At 59.8% G+C, this 15409-nt stretch carries 13 protein-coding genes; 5 read left to right on the top strand and 8 right to left on the bottom strand.

Annotation, left to right across the window (positions count from 1 at the left end):
• Nucleotides 1–6: 6 nt before the first annotated feature.
• Entirely contained in the window at nucleotides 7–1209 is a 1203-nt protein-coding gene (locus tag WM40_RS18705; RefSeq protein WP_024903690.1) for a porin, read from the bottom strand.
• A 331-nt stretch (nucleotides 1210–1540) separates the two neighbouring features.
• Nucleotides 1541–2641 carry a lipopolysaccharide heptosyltransferase I gene (gene waaC, locus WM40_RS18700; protein WP_082102960.1) on the bottom strand — a complete coding sequence of 367 codons (1101 nt, stop codon included), beginning with the start codon at nucleotides 2639–2641 and terminating at the stop codon, nucleotides 1541–1543.
• Nucleotides 2642–3221: 580 nt separating this feature from the next.
• Between waaC and WM40_RS18695 the strand changes: the two genes are divergently transcribed.
• The 3 genes from WM40_RS18695 (at nucleotide 3222) to WM40_RS18685 (ending at nucleotide 6304) form a co-directional block, all read left to right on the top strand.
• Nucleotides 3222–4292 carry a PRC-barrel domain-containing protein gene (locus WM40_RS18695; protein ID WP_051504447.1) on the top strand — a complete coding sequence of 357 codons (1071 nt, stop codon included), beginning with the start codon at nucleotides 3222–3224 and terminating at the stop codon, nucleotides 4290–4292.
• Nucleotides 4293–4298: 6 nt separating this feature from the next.
• Nucleotides 4299–5693, top strand: coding sequence for an MFS transporter (locus tag WM40_RS18690; RefSeq protein WP_046153628.1), 1395 nt, complete (start codon nucleotides 4299–4301; stop codon nucleotides 5691–5693).
• Nucleotides 5694–5893: 200 nt separating this feature from the next.
• On the top strand, nucleotides 5894–6304 hold the full coding sequence (locus WM40_RS18685; RefSeq protein ID WP_024903694.1) for a hypothetical protein: 411 nt from the start codon (nucleotides 5894–5896) through the stop codon (nucleotides 6302–6304).
• Between the two features lie 18 nt (nucleotides 6305–6322).
• Here WM40_RS18685 and WM40_RS18680 read toward each other — a convergent pair whose 3' ends face one another.
• Nucleotides 6323–8539 (bottom strand): hypothetical protein, encoded by a 2217-nt coding sequence (locus tag WM40_RS18680; protein WP_024903695.1) that lies wholly within the window; start codon nucleotides 8537–8539, stop codon nucleotides 6323–6325.
• A gap of 533 nt (nucleotides 8540–9072) precedes the next feature.
• Between WM40_RS18680 and WM40_RS18675 the strand changes: the two genes are divergently transcribed.
• On the top strand, nucleotides 9073–9858 hold the full coding sequence (locus WM40_RS18675) for an SDR family oxidoreductase (protein WP_024903696.1): 786 nt from the start codon (nucleotides 9073–9075) through the stop codon (nucleotides 9856–9858).
• Nucleotides 9859–9879: 21 nt separating this feature from the next.
• On the opposite strand, the gene WM40_RS18670 is transcribed toward WM40_RS18675, so the two are convergent.
• Complete coding sequence (locus WM40_RS18670; RefSeq protein WP_024903697.1) at nucleotides 9880–10314, bottom strand: GNAT family N-acetyltransferase; 435 nt, start codon at nucleotides 10312–10314, stop codon at nucleotides 9880–9882.
• 49 nt (nucleotides 10315–10363) lie between these two features.
• Nucleotides 10364–10582, bottom strand: a complete 219-nt coding sequence (locus tag WM40_RS18665) for a hypothetical protein (protein ID WP_024903698.1) — start codon at nucleotides 10580–10582, stop codon at nucleotides 10364–10366.
• A gap of 153 nt (nucleotides 10583–10735) precedes the next feature.
• On the opposite strand from WM40_RS18665, the gene WM40_RS18660 reads away from it, so the two are divergent.
• Nucleotides 10736–11248 (top strand): peptide deformylase, encoded by a 513-nt coding sequence (locus tag WM40_RS18660; protein ID WP_024903699.1) that lies wholly within the window; start codon nucleotides 10736–10738, stop codon nucleotides 11246–11248.
• 16 nt (nucleotides 11249–11264) lie between these two features.
• Here WM40_RS18660 and WM40_RS18655 read toward each other — a convergent pair whose 3' ends face one another.
• The 3 genes from WM40_RS18655 to WM40_RS18645 all read right to left on the bottom strand — a co-directional run bounded on the left by WM40_RS18655 (nucleotide 11265) and on the right by WM40_RS18645 (nucleotide 15400).
• Nucleotides 11265–12749, bottom strand: a complete 1485-nt coding sequence (locus WM40_RS18655; protein ID WP_046153642.1) for an MFS transporter — start codon at nucleotides 12747–12749, stop codon at nucleotides 11265–11267.
• Nucleotides 12750–12901: 152 nt separating this feature from the next.
• Nucleotides 12902–14167 carry a porin gene (locus tag WM40_RS18650; RefSeq protein WP_157685847.1) on the bottom strand — a complete coding sequence of 422 codons (1266 nt, stop codon included), beginning with the start codon at nucleotides 14165–14167 and terminating at the stop codon, nucleotides 12902–12904.
• Between the two features lie 348 nt (nucleotides 14168–14515).
• Nucleotides 14516–15400 (bottom strand): FadR/GntR family transcriptional regulator, encoded by an 885-nt coding sequence (locus tag WM40_RS18645; protein WP_024903702.1) that lies wholly within the window; start codon nucleotides 15398–15400, stop codon nucleotides 14516–14518.
• Nucleotides 15401–15409 lie beyond the last annotated feature (9 nt).

Here is a 15409-nt window from a genome sequence, read left to right as displayed (position 1 = left end):
TCGTGTTCAAAAGCTGTGGTTGACGCCGATGTACCCTCCGGTTTGCCGGCCGCCCGGGACCGGATTATTGGCGGATGTGATCGGGTCCGGGATCAGGCCAAAGCGGGCACCTGCACTGTTGCGCACGTGCGCTACAGTGGCATATAGCATGGTCCGTTTCGACAGGTTATACGTGGTGCCGGCCTCGATAATCGTTGCCCGTCCGCCTCCTTTGTCGGCGTCGCCATTCGCGCGAAGGTGAAAAGCGCCAATCGTCGAAGCCAGGCTTGGGTTGATTTGGTATGTGACGCCAAGCCATTGATGATCGGCGCGATCCGGTGCGCCGTTGCCGCCCGTATCGCCGGCCCACATATGCGTCCACGCCGCCTGGATCTTGATGCGGCCCACAACGACGTTGACCGCGCCGATCCATTCCCGTGAATGTCGATAGAGGTCGGAAAACCGGCCATTCGGATCGCGTAGGTCGTCATATATGGCACGTAGCTGAAACGATGGATGCGTATAGGTCAATTGCGCGCCGCTCGCGCGGCCGAAGTCGCCAGACGCGCCTAGGTTAAAGCCGGTCTGATTTCCCAATGCCATCTGCAACCTCACATCGAAGCCCGCGAAGACGGGTGATTGATAGCGCACGTTATTACTTGTCTGGTGCCAGGTGCGACCTCTCACGAGTGACGCGCTTGACCAGATCTGCTGCACGAAGGGATCGAATTCCCAGACACCATTCGAAAGCCATAACATCCGTCCGCCCGACAAGGTGCCCCATGACGGGTGGGACATTCCCAGGTATGCCCACCGGTTGAACATGCGACCTCCGTCCACAGCGCCGTTCATCGTGTTGAGCCCTTGCTCCAGATTGAACAATACCTTTAAGCCAGCCCCCAGCGTTTCCTCACCCTGCAGGCCCAACATGCCGGTGCCCCAGTCCCCGCTTTGGCCACGCCAGCGATGGGTACGTTTGCCGTTTGCATCGGTCAGGCCATTCAGATATTCAACACCGTTGTCCAGTCGACCATAAAGCGTAAGGTTGGTTTCCGCGTGTGCCGGGTTGCAGTCGAGAAAGGGGAATAAACCGCATAGGGTCGTGAGGGCGACCTTGCTGATATCGTACTGTTTGCGATGTCGTACGCACCGCCGATCAGCGGTTGGTGGTTCGTATGGAAGATAATGCGCGTGAAATGCGGGGGCGCCTGGGTTGGTGACGTCGCTCATGGATTTGTCTCCTCTGGAATGCGTCGTCGGTGCAAACTGGATCTCTCGTGAATATCTTCTTCAACGGGCGGCACCGGCGCGGCGATAGTCTCGCGTCGCAAACTATAGGGTTCGTTATCGTCTATGGGTCACGGCCAAGCGAGAATTTGATTGGTAATGCGAACAAACGGGAATAAAGCGAACTATCGGAGGACATGTCGTGAACCACGGCAACGGCACGATGGCGAGCAGCCTTTTGACATTCGCGCGTCGCGAGATGGCGTGCGCGCTCCCGTGCGTTGCGTAAGGCGGCCGCATGCAGGGCCAGGCGATTCCACCTGGCCTGGATGTTTCAAGACGCGATGACGATCGGGTTGGGTGGGGCGCTATCCGCGTCCAAGACATCCGGAAGGGAATGCGGTGCGCGAGCAGGGCCACCGTCGATTGTGCGAGGCCGTGTCACGTCATCACAAGGTGGCTTTGGGGGCCGCATTAATTGCTGGATGGCGTCCAGTACCTCATTTACATCCGGAACGCGTCCCTCGTCACCGATCGAGCAAGCCCGGCCCGGCACGTCGAAGCCGAAGTGGTTACGCGACGTCGCGGAGAAGATTGCAACCGTGGGACGCGCCAGCGCATAAGCGAGGTGGGTCAACCCTGTATCCACGCCGATGACCAATGCGGCTGACTCGATGGCATGTGCGCATTCGGCTAGCGACATCTTTGGCAGTACCCGGGCGCCAGGGAGTGCGGCGGCAAGGGCTTGCGCGCGTTCGTGCTCTTCATGCGAATGCCACGGCAGCACACAGGAAATGCCCATCGAATACAAGGCACGTCCAATGGCTGTCCAAGATGACACGGGCCAGCATTTCTCAGGTTTGGATGCGCCATGCAATAGCAGCGCCGTGCGTGGCGGCAGGCGGCAGGCCCGTTGTTGCTCAGCAGGTAGCGGCGGCGGTTGCAGGCCAAAGTGCGGCGCACCGCTGATCGTGATGCCGAGCGCGCTCCCGGCGGCTTCTCGCATCATCTGTACGGCACTGCAACCGGGCGAGAATCTCATCCTGCGGCTATAGGCAAAGGCGGCGCCGCGTTCCCCGAGCGACGTGTTGGGGTAGCCGTAGCGTTGCTTGGCGCGTGCCAGGAAAGCGACGATCGCGCTTTTGTAGGCGCCGTGAATGTCTATGACAGCATCGTAGCGATGCGCGCGCATGCCGGCCACGGCGCGTATTACTTGTCGCACCCCGGTCAGGTTTCGCTGCTTCTTGATCAGCCTTAGCGGCGCGCAATGCACGGTCGCAACATCAGGGTTCCAGGAAGGGATCTCGGAATAGTCTTCGTCGCTCGCCCAGTCGATGATCGCCTCGGGGTAGGCGCGCCGAATGTCACTGACAACCGGCTGAGCCATGACGACATCACCCAGCGATGTGATTTTGACGATGAGAAAGCGCTTCATCAGGCTAAGCAAAGTCCGCGTTGGCAGGGATGCATCACGCATTTATCCTTGCGATATCAAAAATAGGACTTTACAGGTAAAAGCGAATCTTTTGATTACTCAAATAACATCGTGGCGCATTTCATCCGTTTTGAATGATGTGGCCGAGGAGTGTTCTGGATAGACTGGATCGAGGTGTCGTGTGGTGTCTGACTACCGCCATCCCACCTCGACGGTGGCGAGGAGAATGCCTTAGTATAGATGGCGGTTGTCCTATAGACGGCCGCAGCGTCGGAAGATATTGCAAGAATTCGGTAAACGTGGCCGCTAATTGCCTCCAACATCGGCGAATTTGCTATAAAAATTCATTATGGCGTTATCGTTGTTATGGGGCTGGCGGCGGGGTGCTGCGCGAGATAGGCTTGCATCGCGTTGCGCAGGGCGCGGACTGGGAAAGCGCCTGTTCTGACCGGTAGTCGATATCGCTGTATGACAAGTGGTTTTTTGTGCTGATCGTAGACGAAGGACGCGTTCTTGCCGGCGTTGTCCGTAATAATTCTTGGCGCCTGTCGTCAGTTTGAAAGAGGAATGCAGCCCGCTCATGAGGACGTGCCGCCTGTTGTTTGAGTCCGCCCGCTTGATTGGTTGGCCACTGTGGCGGGCGTTGCCGGCCGCGGTAATGGCCTGGTGGCGGTCTCTGACCTGTGTCGCTGTACTCGCGCTGTTGACGGCTTGCAGCGCGATGACCGATCGCGTGCCCGCACCGGTCGAGGACGCGCATATTCTGCCGGCTGATCCAAACGACGAACCCAAGCCAGCGGTGTGGTTGCCTGTCCCTGCGGCGCTGGCGCCCGGTCCGGTCTTCTTTACGATGCCGCGCCCTGTGCATCGACCGCCCCCGCGACCGGTTCGCAAGCCCCCGCCTCCGCGCAAGGAAGCGGTCGCACCGGTGGCGCCTCCGCCTCCACCCAAGGCGCCGCTTATCGTGCGCATTCAAGACATTCCTGGAGGCAAGATGCGGGGCATGCTCGACGCCGAGGTGCAACGGCCGAATGGCAAAGTCATCGGTCGCGCGGTGGACGCGGTTGCCGCGATGAATGGCACCCCGCAGGCTGTCGTCGTGAACCTGGTCGGATTTATGGGCGTGGGCGATCGGAAGGTCCGACTACCCTGGCAGAGCATGCGCTTCAATCCCGCCCCGCATGGTCAACCACCCTTCACGTTGACGTCGGACACGGTCGAACCAACGGCGTCCAGTCCCGGGTCGGGCGGCAGTCCCGCGCCGCCGCCGGGCATGATGAACTTGATCGACGCCACCGTTCGTACCGCGAAGGGCCAGGAAGTCGGGCATGTGGTCGATGTACTGGTGGATGCAACGGGTCAGTTGCAAGGGGTGGTGCTGAACATCAGTGACTCCCTGATTCACGACAAGCAACTGATTGCGGCTGCCTGGAGCACCGTGCATCTGCGCGGGGACCCGAAATCGCCGCGGTTGGAGACTGACCTCGACGAAAAGCAGATCGAGGCCTCGCCGGAATACGTTGGCGGCAAGCCGATCCGGCTTGTGTCACCGCCCACGGCGGACACCGGCAGCGACGACAAGTCGACGCCCGATAGCGCCAAGGCTTCGGCCGGGGGCAGTGCCCCCGCTCCTAGCTCGGCGAAGCAGTGATCGCCCATGGTCACGATTCGTAGTCTTCGCGCACTGGACTGGCTGAATTTTTTTATTGCCAATGTCCAGACCGGTTTTGGGCCGTTCATTGCCTCCTACCTGGCATCCGAAAAATGGACGCAAGGTGAGATCGGGGTGGCGCTGAGTGTCGGCACGATCACTGCCATGGTCAGTCAGTTGCCGGCCGGCGCGGTGGTCGACGCGATTCGCAGCAAGCATTTTGCGGCGATTTCAGCCATCGTCGCTGTTACCATCAGCGCGTTGATGTTCGCGCTGAGTACCGCGTGGATCTCGGTGGTGGGCGCCGAAGTCTTGCACGGTTTTGCGAGCTGCATGCTGGTGCCCGCATTGGCGGCCATCTCATTGAAACTGGTCGGTCGGGCGAACCTGGGCGATCGGCTTGGACGAAATGCCCGCTGGGCGTCCATCGGGAGTGCCTTCGCCGCGCTTTTGATGGGGCTGTTCGGTCAATATGTATCGGTCCGGGCGATTTTCTGGCTGACTGCCGCGCTGACGATCCCCTCGATCTTCGCCCTTGTGATGATCGAGGGCGGCGGTGATTCTTTCCGTTGGGTGGACCGGTTGCTCGCCCGCTTCAAGGGGCGCGGCACGAATAACGCCGCCTATGGACCCGGTGGTGCCGCAGCGTCCGCCGCGCGCGCCGCTGCGGCCCGTGCGGCACAGGCCGCCGTTACAACATCGACGCTCGAAGACGAACCAAAGGAGTCGATCTGGATCTTGGTCCGAGATCGGCGGCTGCTGACCTTCGCGGTCTGCATCGTGCTGTTCCACCTGTCGAATGCGGCTATGTTGAATCTCGCTGCCGGCGAAGTGACGCTCAAAATGGGCGATCACGTGCAGTTGGTGATTGCCGCCTGTATCGTGGTGCCACAGATCATCGTCGCGGCAATGTCGCCGTGGGTGGGCCGCGCCTCCCAGCGGTGGGGCAGACGGCCCATCCTGGTGCTCGGTTTTTCGGCCCTCCCGATTCGGGCCTTGCTGTTTGCGGTGACTAGCAACAGTCCGTATCTGCTGGTTCCGGTTCAAGCGTTCGACGGCCTGAGCGCGGCGGTGTTCGGCGTGATGCTGCCCTTGATCGCCGCCGACGTTGCCGGTGGCAAAGGTCGATATAACCTCTGTATCGGTTTTTTCGGATTGGCCGCCGGCGTGGGGGCAACGCTGAGTACGTCGCTGGCGGGTTTTGCGGCTGATCGCTTTGGTAGCACGATGGCCTTTTTCGGACTGGCCGCGGTAGGTGCGCTGGCCGTTCTGACTGTCTGGCTGGCGATGCCTGAGACCCGGGAACGGACACTCGACAATGCCGCGGAATCGCTCGGGGGAGGCATTGATGCGTCGGCCACGATGGTGGAGCCCGCGTCGGCGGACGAGCACGCGCGCTGAGGGCGACGGCACGCATCAGGAACATGCCGCCGGTCATGGCGCGGACGCGGGCGTTGGCCGGGATGGGCCCGTTCTGCGTTTCGCCGCCTCGAATTGGCAATTTTTGCCTATAATTCGACAATACGTTTTTTGTCAGGCAACCTATACCCATGTGATCGCGGTCGGGTTTGTGTCCCCTTTTTGTTTATTCGAGCTTTGCGATGAGTCTTTCGGAGCGGTGCAAGAGCACGTTGTTTCGGCTGATTTGCGAAGCGCCGCTGCCTGAAACAGTGATTTTTATCCAGGCCGGTGCGCGCGGCGCGGCCGTACGTAAGGCGGCGCAGGTCTTGGCGACGTTGCGGCAGGTACCCACTACGGAGGTAGCCGTGCGCAGCGTGGCCTCTCATGCCGAACTGGTCACCCAGGGCAACAGTGACGACGAAGATTTGCGGATTTTTGAGACGAGCTGGCGGCGGGCGGATGACACCGCGTCTGTTGCGCAGACCGAAATCGTCTGGATCAGGGACCCGCTGTTCCTGTCCAACGACGAGTCGCTGCTGGCGACCTGGGCGGAGTTGATGGCTGAGATCGCCTACCGGGAAGCTGAACGTGCATTGAAGAAAGCACGTTGAATGGTTGGTGGTTGACGCCTATCGTGCCGGTGGCGTGGCGGGTGTCGCGCCGGTAACACGTGCCTGCACGGTGGCGAAATGCGCACCGGCTGGTAGCCAGCGGTTAGCCCAGCCGAAGCGCCAGCCAACGATCGCCACGACGGCCAGGACCAACAAGGTCGCGGTGATATAACCGCCCGTGTGCCGATCCGCGTAGGGGTCCTTGACAGGCCGCGAAGAAAGCGGGATACGCGCGGTCTGCGACAACATCGTTCCAAGCCGGACATTGACCTTCATGCGGCCATTGATGGCCCAGCCACTGGCATCCAGAATAGGTCCGAGGCTGCGTTCCCGCAGCTTCAGCCAGGCAATTGCCATGCTTGGCCCGGAAATCGCAATGATGATGCCGATTAGGGCGACCGGTATCCACCATCCCAATTCAACGAATTTGCCGAAGACCCCGACGATCACGGCGCTGATGCTGCCGAGAGCCACGCCCAGTGCGGCAACGGTGCCTACATCGATCTTGCTGTTGATTGCCGCGGCTTTCGGATCGGCCGCCGTTGCAGCGGTTGTGGCGTTTGTCGATGCGATGTTGGTCGCCAGCGAACCGAGATTGCCTTGGACTTTCGCATCGCTGGCGGCGGCGCGCTTGGCGACCTGCTCCTCGATCGCGCGGATGAATTTCTTATACGGTGACAGGAAGGCCTGCCAGACATTGGTCGGGTTATCTATCAGCTTGACGATGGTTGCGTCCCAGTCGTTGCCTTGGCGGTCATAAAACACGCCGTTGCGGCCGACGAAAAGGAAATCCGTCGATCCCGCAGTGAACGCCGATACGATATTCATTTTCTGGTTCAGCCGACGGCATTCGCAATATGCAAGGCAAGCCTTCGCCATTCCGGCAAGCTGCGCATGCCGGTTCATATCGGCAACTTCAACGGTCAGGTCGCAACTGCGACTGTCCAGGTAAAGCTTGCCGGCTTCGAAGATCGCCCCATCGCGGCGATAGAAATCCTTGAACGAAACGAAGTTATGCACGAGGCGGAGCAGATCGCGCTTGTAGCGCAGCAGCCGTTCGAGATCGACGATCCGAGCGTTATGCGGCTCAATCGCCTTGTCTTCTTCAATCAATGCATTAATGGCTGCCTGCGTGTCGCTATTGGCGATCTGCGTGATTTCGTCGATTGTCAGGCTGTCCAGACTCGACGCCGGCCGTGTACTGCTCCACTGGCGGTATGGTGCCAGGCGATTCTGCAATGTTTGCCATTGCAACTGCGTCATGGTGGGCTGGGTTGTCTGGGACTGGCCGAATTGCGGTGCAAACGCCGCGCGGTAGAACGTGCCAAGCGCATTGCTCCACGCTGGATTCACAGTATCGCCTAATAGCGGTAAGGGCCGACCCGGTTGGACCGGCGCGAGCGGCAGACTGGCGATCTCAGGCGCGCTGCTGGAAAGCGATAGCGTACTGATCGCCTTGTAGTTGTCTTGCGAAGGATTAAGCTCGTCGGTCGCGCGTGCGTCATAGGCGGCCAAGCTGCAACGTGCGAAAAAGTCGTCGATCTTGGTGCGTACTGCGTCGAAGGCTTCAGCGGCCGCGGCCGTGCCTTCGCCGAACGGCATGATGGCCTCATCCCCGGCGTTCTTGGCGTGCCAATCGCGTAAGGCCACCGCATTCGCGAAAAATGCATCGGATTTTTCCAGATTTACGCCATCGGCACTGCTTAGATCCTTTACCGCGCCTTGCGTTGCGATAATTTTTTCCAAGGTGGTTCTGACGGTCTCATCATCCGCGGCAGTATCGGGCGTAATGACACCGTCGCCATTGAATCGCATCGCCGAGATCAGCTTGCTGCGATCGCTGACGTCCTGAAGGGTCAACGGCGCATCAGGCGACTTGCCCAGCAGTTCGAGGATGCGCTTTGCTTCTATGATCAAGCCTGCCGAATCTTCTTCCTTCTCGGCGATCTGTTCGACTGTGATGGCGTCTCCGCCTTGGATCAGATCATCCGGATCGCGTAATTGCGCGGACGCCCACTCGCACGCGGCGATTAGCTCGGGGGGACGAATACGGCCGTCGTTATCGGTATCGAGCAGGTCGAGCGTGCGGGCATCGAACTCCAGGCCGCGGGTGGGGCAAGCGAGCGCAACCCATTGTTTTTGATCCAGTTCACGAAGATGCGCCAGGTCCGCACCGGAGCGAATTGCAACCTGATCCACGCCGCCGGCGCGGAAATATTGCCAGGGATAGGCCATCGAACATCCGTAGAAAGAAAATTGTAAAGCGCAACGCATACCATGAGAACAATCAAATCCATGGCGCGTCAGTCAGATTACTAAAGCATTCTATTTTAAAAGTAGGGTGGATGCGACCGCGCCCGTCGTTACGCGTTGGCTTACCTGCCTGCGGTTTCTCATATCAAGGCGGCATCGGGCGAGCGTTGGCCATGGCTTGGCCATTTCGCTCGACCCCCACCAGAAGTCGCAGCATGCTGACCCGAGACTGTGTGCCATGTCTGTGAGTGGGTATTTGACCCGGTTAAATAATGGCGGAAACGGTCCACTACACCAAGTCGTCGGTTTCCATTTGGGGCTCTGTTTTGGTCAACGTCTTCTGGCCGACATTGCCAATTCGAGCGGATAACTACGTGAAGCGAAGTGTGCCATGCTTTCCGAGGGTTTCAAGTACGGCCATGGCGCATTGGTCCGCGATCCGTTCCACGATTTCGCGGACGTGCGTGCCGGCGAGCTTACAAAGCAACATCCCTCTTTCGAAGGAGCAACACATCATGCAAATGACCGGAAACACGATCTTGATCACCGGCGGCGGATCAGGTATTGGCCGTGCCTTGGCGGAAGCCTTTCACAAGCGCGGCAATCAGGTAATCATTTCGGGGCGGCGTCGCGATGCATTGGAGGAGACATTGGTGGCAAATCCTGGCATGGCGGCGTTGACACTGGATATTACTCGCACTGAAGCCATCAAGACATTCGCCACGCAACTGACGTCGGCATTCCCGGCGCTGAACGTCGTCATTCAAAATGCCGGGATCATGAGGAACGAGGCGCTGCTGAAGGGCGAGACCGAAACAGCGGAGGAGACCATCGCCACGAACCTGTTGGGGCCGATTCGCTTGACGGCCGCGTTGCTGTCGCATTTGACCGCGCAGCAAAACGGGGCATTGATGACGGTGTCGTCAGGGCTGGCGTATCTGCCGCTTTCCATGACGCCAACCTACGCCGCGACGAAGGCCGCGATCCACTCTTACACGCAGTCACTGCGTTATCAGGTCAAGGACACCCCCTTGCAGGTATTGGAACTGGTGCCGCCGTATGTGCAAACGGGCTTGATGGGAGAGCGCCAAGCCAATGATCCGAACGCGATGCCGTTGAAGGATTTCATTGATGAAGTGCTTACCATCCTGGAAACGCAGCCGGATGCGACGGAAATCCTCGTGGAGCGTGTAAAGCCGCTGCGCTTTGCCGAGGGTGGGGCGGACAAAGCGGAAGCGTATGCGGCGTTCTACAAGAAATTCAATGACGGCATGGTTGCCGCGCGTCAAGGGGAGCTATGAGGCGCATCTCGCAATACACGCTCAACAATTCGCTCCGGCGTTACGGATGAATGAATATCGCGTGATGTCATCGCGGCGTTGCCAACCCTGTCTAGCCCAAAAGGCAGCGCCCTCGACGTTGGTGCATAGCACTTCGAGATGGCTCTTATGGATACCGAGTGCTTCGAGTGCCGCGAGCGTTTGCTCGACGAGGGCATTGGCGATACCGCGTCGACGATAGGCTGGCAGCACGACCAGATGTTGCAAATAGCCACGTCGGCCATCATGCCCGGCCATGATCGTGGCAACCATCTGGTCATCGGCCAGGGCGACGAAACTCAGGGCGGGGTTTCGCAATAGATATCGTGTGACGGCCGCTTTCGAGTCGGCGTCGCGCACGGAGACGCCCGGTGTGGCTTCCCACATCGCTCGAACCCCGTCGTAATCGTCGATCGTCATCTCGCGAATCTGAAACATGCTCCACTCCCTGTGTCATGCGGGATAGGTCTTTTCACCCCTTCCCGGATCACTCGGCATCCTTCGCCTCAGCTTTCTTCTGCGCCTTGATGGCCTTTTTCCGGGCCTTGCTGGCTTTCTTGTCGGCATGCGTAGCGGATTGGGCGATATCGCCTTTGTCGGCGGGTGACAAGGGCGCGGATGCCGCGTTTTGCGCGTTGGCCGTCAGTGCGCCTAAAGCGAGGCCTGCTCCGGCCAGGGTAATCGTGATCATTCGATGAATCTGCATGGTGTTTCTCCTGTATCGTTATCGACGTTCAGGGCGCATGATAGCGCGGCAGGCCGTTGCGCCATCGTCCGACCCCGACAACCAGTATAGCAATGCGACGATGCATCTTGTGTCGGTGTACGATGCGGGATTCGCTTTCAAGGAGCCCCCATCTTGCCTGCTCGCCCCATTGTCCGTTATCCGCATCCGGCACTGCATGCCGCGGCGCAGCCGGTGACCGTGTTCGATGAAGCGCTTCGTACCTTGGCGCACGACCTGCATGCAACAATGCTGACTGTCGACGGCGTGGGCATTACGGGTCCGCATATCGGCATGGCGCAACGCGTGGTCGTGCTGGCGTTGCCTGACGATCCGTCCCCACGCTGCTATGTCAATCCTGAAATTGTTTGGCGTGCCGACGAGATGATCGTCCATGACGAGGGGAGCGTGTCGATGCCGGGTGTGGTGGAGAAGGTGAGTCGCAACGCCAAGATACGGTTGCGATATCAAGACCTGGACGGAGCGGAGCAGGTAGAGGAGGCGGATGGATTTCGCGCCGTATGCCACCAGCACGAAATCGATCAACTCGACGGGGTGTTCTGGATCGAACGCTTGTCCCAATTGAAGCGCGATCGCGCGATTGCCCGCTACAACAAGCTGTTGCGGACGGGTGCCACTCCCGCCTAGCCGTTTGCTCGCGATGTTATTTTTCGCTCAAATGCCGGCCGGCCTGTGGTGCCAGGCGCCAATAACCGTACAGTGAGAGGAAGGTGACGACGCCCGTTGCCACGAACGCGAGCCGAAAATCGGACAGCACCAAATGGTGCGTGGCATGGGCGTCATCACCGGCCCGTAGCGAAGCAGCAATTCTAAGGCCCAATGCGCCAAAGGCGATGCCGAGTCCGATGGCCATCTGCAGCGCTGCATTCCATAGCGTATTTGCACTGTTGACCTGGTCCTTCGGAATATCGGCATACGCCAGTGTCGCCAGCAACGAAAACTGCATCGACCGCGTACAGCCGTAGATAAAGATCACGATCAGCGTGACGGCCATTGGCGTATCGGGCGTCAAGAAGCCACACGCGATCATGACGATGCCGGCGATCGTCACATCGACCAGCGAAGTGCCGCGGAATCCAAAGCGCATCAGCACCTTGGTTGTCACCGCCTTCATCCCGAAATTTCCGAGCGCGCTGACGAACAGCAGGATACCGGAATGGAACGCCGACATGCCGAAGCCGACTTGAAAGAGCAGTGGCAATAGGAATGGAATGGCGTTGATGCCGATCCGCGTCATTGTGCCGCTGAGGACCGTCACCGAAAACGTCGGCACACGCATGGCCGACAGATCCATCAGGGGATTCGCATGTCCGCGCAGGTGCCGGACCGCGATGGTCCCCATCAAAATGCCGCCGAAGAAACAGCCTGCCGCCATCCAAAGATTGGCGTCTTGCTGGCTGGCGAGTTCCGTGCCGTACATGATCCCGGTCAGCGCCAGCGCGCAATAGAGGAACCCGACGATGTCCAACGGACGCCGTGTGGTGCCACGCGTATTGCGGATCATGATGCCAGCGGCAATCAGCGCCGCGATGCCGAACGGGACATTCAGCAAGAAAATCCAGCGCCAGGAAGCATAGGTTGTGATCACGCCACCGATTGGAGGGCCGATCACGGGCGCGGCAATTGCCGGCCAGGTGATGGTCGCAATCGCCCGCATCAGGTCCGCCTTGTCCACCGCGCGCACGACGATCAACCGCCCGACCGGAACCATCATTGCACCGCCGATGCCTTGCAGTATCCGCGCACTGGTAAAGGATAAAAGACCAACCGACAGACCGCAGAGGATCGATGACAAGGTGAAGATCACGATGGCCAGGCTGAAAATTGTTTTCGCGCCGAATCGGTCGGCCATCCAGCCGCTTACCGGAATGAACACGGCTAGCGCGAGCATGTAGGCGCTCATCCCGATACTCAGCGCGCTGGGAACGACGTTGAACGAGTGCGCCATCTGTGGTAACGCGGTCGCCAGGACCGTGGTGTCCAGGTACTCCATGAAGAAGGTGGCGGCTACCAGGAACGGCAAATAGGGAAGCCATCTGTCCTGGGTGTATGGATTCTGAGACGGTGCCTCGGGTGGCGTGGGCGCTGAGTCGCCGCGCGTAGGAGAGGAGGGATCAGGCTGAGGCATCAAGGTTTCCGAGATAAGCGTCGCGAACGTATAAGTCGAACAAAAGATCGCGCGACGCATCCTGGGAAGCCCACAAAGATGGTCGTTCGCCGATCAGAACGCGCAGGCTCGTATGATATGCGAGTCTGTCTCTCCGCGCTCCGCCGACGCCGTCAGAACCGTTTTCCGATGCCGACCGCTGCGCCGTACTGGTGACGGCTTCCCGGAAAATTTGCACGGGCGGCCGCAGTGACCACACCATAGTCGGCTTCCGCGTAGGTGTAGACGGTTTTTGAGAATGCATATTGCACATGCAGCGCCCAACTGTGTCGATAGCCAATGCCTTTGATCGGACTGCCGGCGGCGGTGAACGCATGCGTCGCGTTACGCATCCGATCGAAATACCAGGCGCCCATCAACCGCCAATGTGCATTCGGCTGCCAGGTTGCGCCCAGGTAGAAGCCATCGTCGAGGCGGTTTGTCCCTTTGTAGGCTGCCGGCGAGCGTCCGGGTAGTCCGCGGTTCAGGCGCGCGTCCAAACCACCGGTATTGTCACGTGAATGCATGTAGCCGCCGGCAATTTGTGTATGGCCGAGCTGGTAGGTCATCGCGGCATTGAACGAATCACGACGCCGATTGCTGTGGTCCCGCCCTTGCTGCCAGATGCCGGCAAAGCCCCACCGGCCGGTTTGGTAGATCGCGCCCAGGCCCCGCATGCTTCCCGCGCCAATTCGCCCGGGGACATTGCCGGAAAAGCCGTTGGCGTCGGTGCCGAATGTGTCATACCCCATCGAGTAGGCGGCAAGCAAGGTCAGTCCGTCATGCGTGAAGCGGTACTTGATTGTATTATCCAGAAAAATGCCGCCGGATAATGCACCCGTGAGCCAACTGTTGCCGTTGTAGTTTGCCAATGTCATTGGGTCGAACGTCGTGGTCAGCGAGTCGAACATCACGGACCCTTGTCGACCGAACGCGATCTGGCCGAACCGCTTGCTTTCCAGTCCTACGAACGCCCAACGATGAAAGAGCCGCCGTCCGCCAGCGACCATGGCGCCGGTCTCCAGATCGAAGCCGGCCTCGATCTGGAAATATGCGCGCAGATCGGTGCTCAATGTTTCGCTGCCACGCATGCCGAACCGGCTTGGTGAGATCGCGCCTTCGGTCATGCGTACAACGCTACGGTTGCGAGCGTCCTGGTTCGATTCAAAGCGAATTGCCACATCTGCCAGACCGTACAGTGTAACGGTGCCCGCGCCGGCTGTTTCACTGACAGCCCAGATACAGGCACTGATTCCAGCGAGATGCCATCGATCGCTACATCCGCGGGTGCGTCGAGAAACGGTTCGCCTACGTGGGTCCGATGCGGACGGGGTTGCGTCGAGCGCGTGGGTGCCATACGATCTTTCGCCGCGATATGTGTCTGTTCCTTGAACCGCCATCGTCGTCCTGTCTCCTAATTCACCTTCCTCTTGGCCGATTCTCGCGACAGCAACCTGACCAGGCGATGTTGGGGACGACATGCCTGAAGGAGCAGACGCGTCGCCGCCTGAGAGAGCCAATAATAAGTGCGTCGATCGCTTACACAACAGGTCACGACGAAGAATCAGACCGACGGACAACCTTTGCGTCGGCACCATGCTCGCGTTGTCGGCGGCGTCTTCTCAAAGCGATGCATCAGCTTCGTTAAGAAAGAGGACGGGAAAGGCGGGGGAAAGGGAAAGGCGATGGATACTGGCTGTCCGAACAATGAGCGCAGGCCAGAGAAAATATCAGGCCCGCGCCGGTGTTCAGGATACGGCGGGCACGGGCCGACCCTGCGCATGCGGATCTGACTTGGCGGCGTTCAGTTCGCTTGCCTGGCGCAAACGTTCACGGCTATTCGACAAGTGCAGCCGCATCGCTGCACGGGCACCGTCGGCATCGCCACGACGGATCGCGTCGAGGATGCTCTTGTGCTCGACATTGACGAGGGCGATATAGGCTTTGGGGTCCGCATGCGCGATACCAGCGGAATCAATCCGGGTGCGCGGAATCAAGGCGGTTCCCATTTGCGTCAGGATGTCGACGAAATAGCGATTTCCAGTGGCTTGCGCGATGGAGAGGTGGAACTGGAGGTCGGCTGACACGCTACGATCGCGCCGCCGGGCACCGCCGGCATCCACGTCTTCGGACGATGGGGTGTCGAGCGAGGCTTTGGTGGTTTCGGTCCGCTGCTTGGGGCCGGTGCCGCCATTGTCGACCATACCGTGGGAGGCCTCGATCCCTTCCAGCGCGGCCTGCATCCGCGCTACATCATCGGCAGTGGCGCGCTGCGCCGCCAGACCCGCGCATTCGGTTTCAAGGCTGATGCGCAGCTCCAGCACACTGAGCACGTCGCGCAGCGTGGTCGCGGGGACCATGTCGATATCAAAGGCTTCTTGCCGCGGCGACAGCACGAAACTACCGATGCCATGACGCGTTTCGATCACCCCACCCGCTTGCAGGCGGGAGATGGCCTCACGGACGACCGTCCGACTGACGCCTAGGGCGAGCATCAGTTGAGACTCGGTGGGCAGTTTGTCGCCAGGTTTCAGGATGTTCGCCTCTACGCGTTCTTTCACGTAGTCGACGACGAGCCCGGCCAGATTGCGGGCACGCCGCGGGGCGGCGAGCGACGTCAAGGACGCGGACATGACATTTTC

It is taken from the genome of Robbsia andropogonis (genome assembly GCF_000970345.1).
Lineage (GTDB): Bacteria > Pseudomonadota > Gammaproteobacteria > Burkholderiales > Burkholderiaceae > Robbsia > Robbsia andropogonis.
Note: the sequence above shows the minus strand (reverse complement) of the source record. Positions and strands in the feature narration are given on the sequence as shown.

Excerpts from the sequence above, each read along its gene's own strand:
- WM40_RS18675 (WP_024903696.1), top strand. The coding sequence starts at position 9,073 with ATGCAAATGACCGGAAACACGATCTTGATCACCGGCGGCGGATCAGGT.
- WM40_RS18670 (WP_024903697.1), bottom strand. The coding sequence starts at position 10,314 with ATGTTTCAGATTCGCGAGATGACGATCGACGATTACGACGGGGTTCGA.
- WM40_RS18695 (WP_051504447.1), top strand. The coding sequence starts at position 3,222 with ATGAGGACGTGCCGCCTGTTGTTTGAGTCCGCCCGCTTGATTGGTTGG.
- WM40_RS18665 (WP_024903698.1), bottom strand. The coding sequence starts at position 10,582 with ATGCAGATTCATCGAATGATCACGATTACCCTGGCCGGAGCAGGCCTC.
- WM40_RS18655 (WP_046153642.1), bottom strand. The coding sequence starts at position 12,749 with ATGCCTCAGCCTGATCCCTCCTCTCCTACGCGCGGCGACTCAGCGCCC.
- WM40_RS18685 (WP_024903694.1), top strand. The coding sequence starts at position 5,894 with ATGAGTCTTTCGGAGCGGTGCAAGAGCACGTTGTTTCGGCTGATTTGC.
- WM40_RS18680 (WP_024903695.1), bottom strand. The coding sequence starts at position 8,539 with ATGGCCTATCCCTGGCAATATTTCCGCGCCGGCGGCGTGGATCAGGTT.
- WM40_RS18705 (WP_024903690.1), bottom strand. The coding sequence starts at position 1,209 with ATGAGCGACGTCACCAACCCAGGCGCCCCCGCATTTCACGCGCATTAT.
- waaC (WP_082102960.1), bottom strand. The coding sequence starts at position 2,641 with ATGAAGCGCTTTCTCATCGTCAAAATCACATCGCTGGGTGATGTCGTC.
- WM40_RS18650 (WP_157685847.1), bottom strand. The coding sequence starts at position 14,167 with ATGGCGGTTCAAGGAACAGACACATATCGCGGCGAAAGATCGTATGGC.
- WM40_RS18645 (WP_024903702.1), bottom strand. The coding sequence starts at position 15,400 with ATGTCCGCGTCCTTGACGTCGCTCGCCGCCCCGCGGCGTGCCCGCAAT.
- WM40_RS18690 (WP_046153628.1), top strand. The coding sequence starts at position 4,299 with ATGGTCACGATTCGTAGTCTTCGCGCACTGGACTGGCTGAATTTTTTT.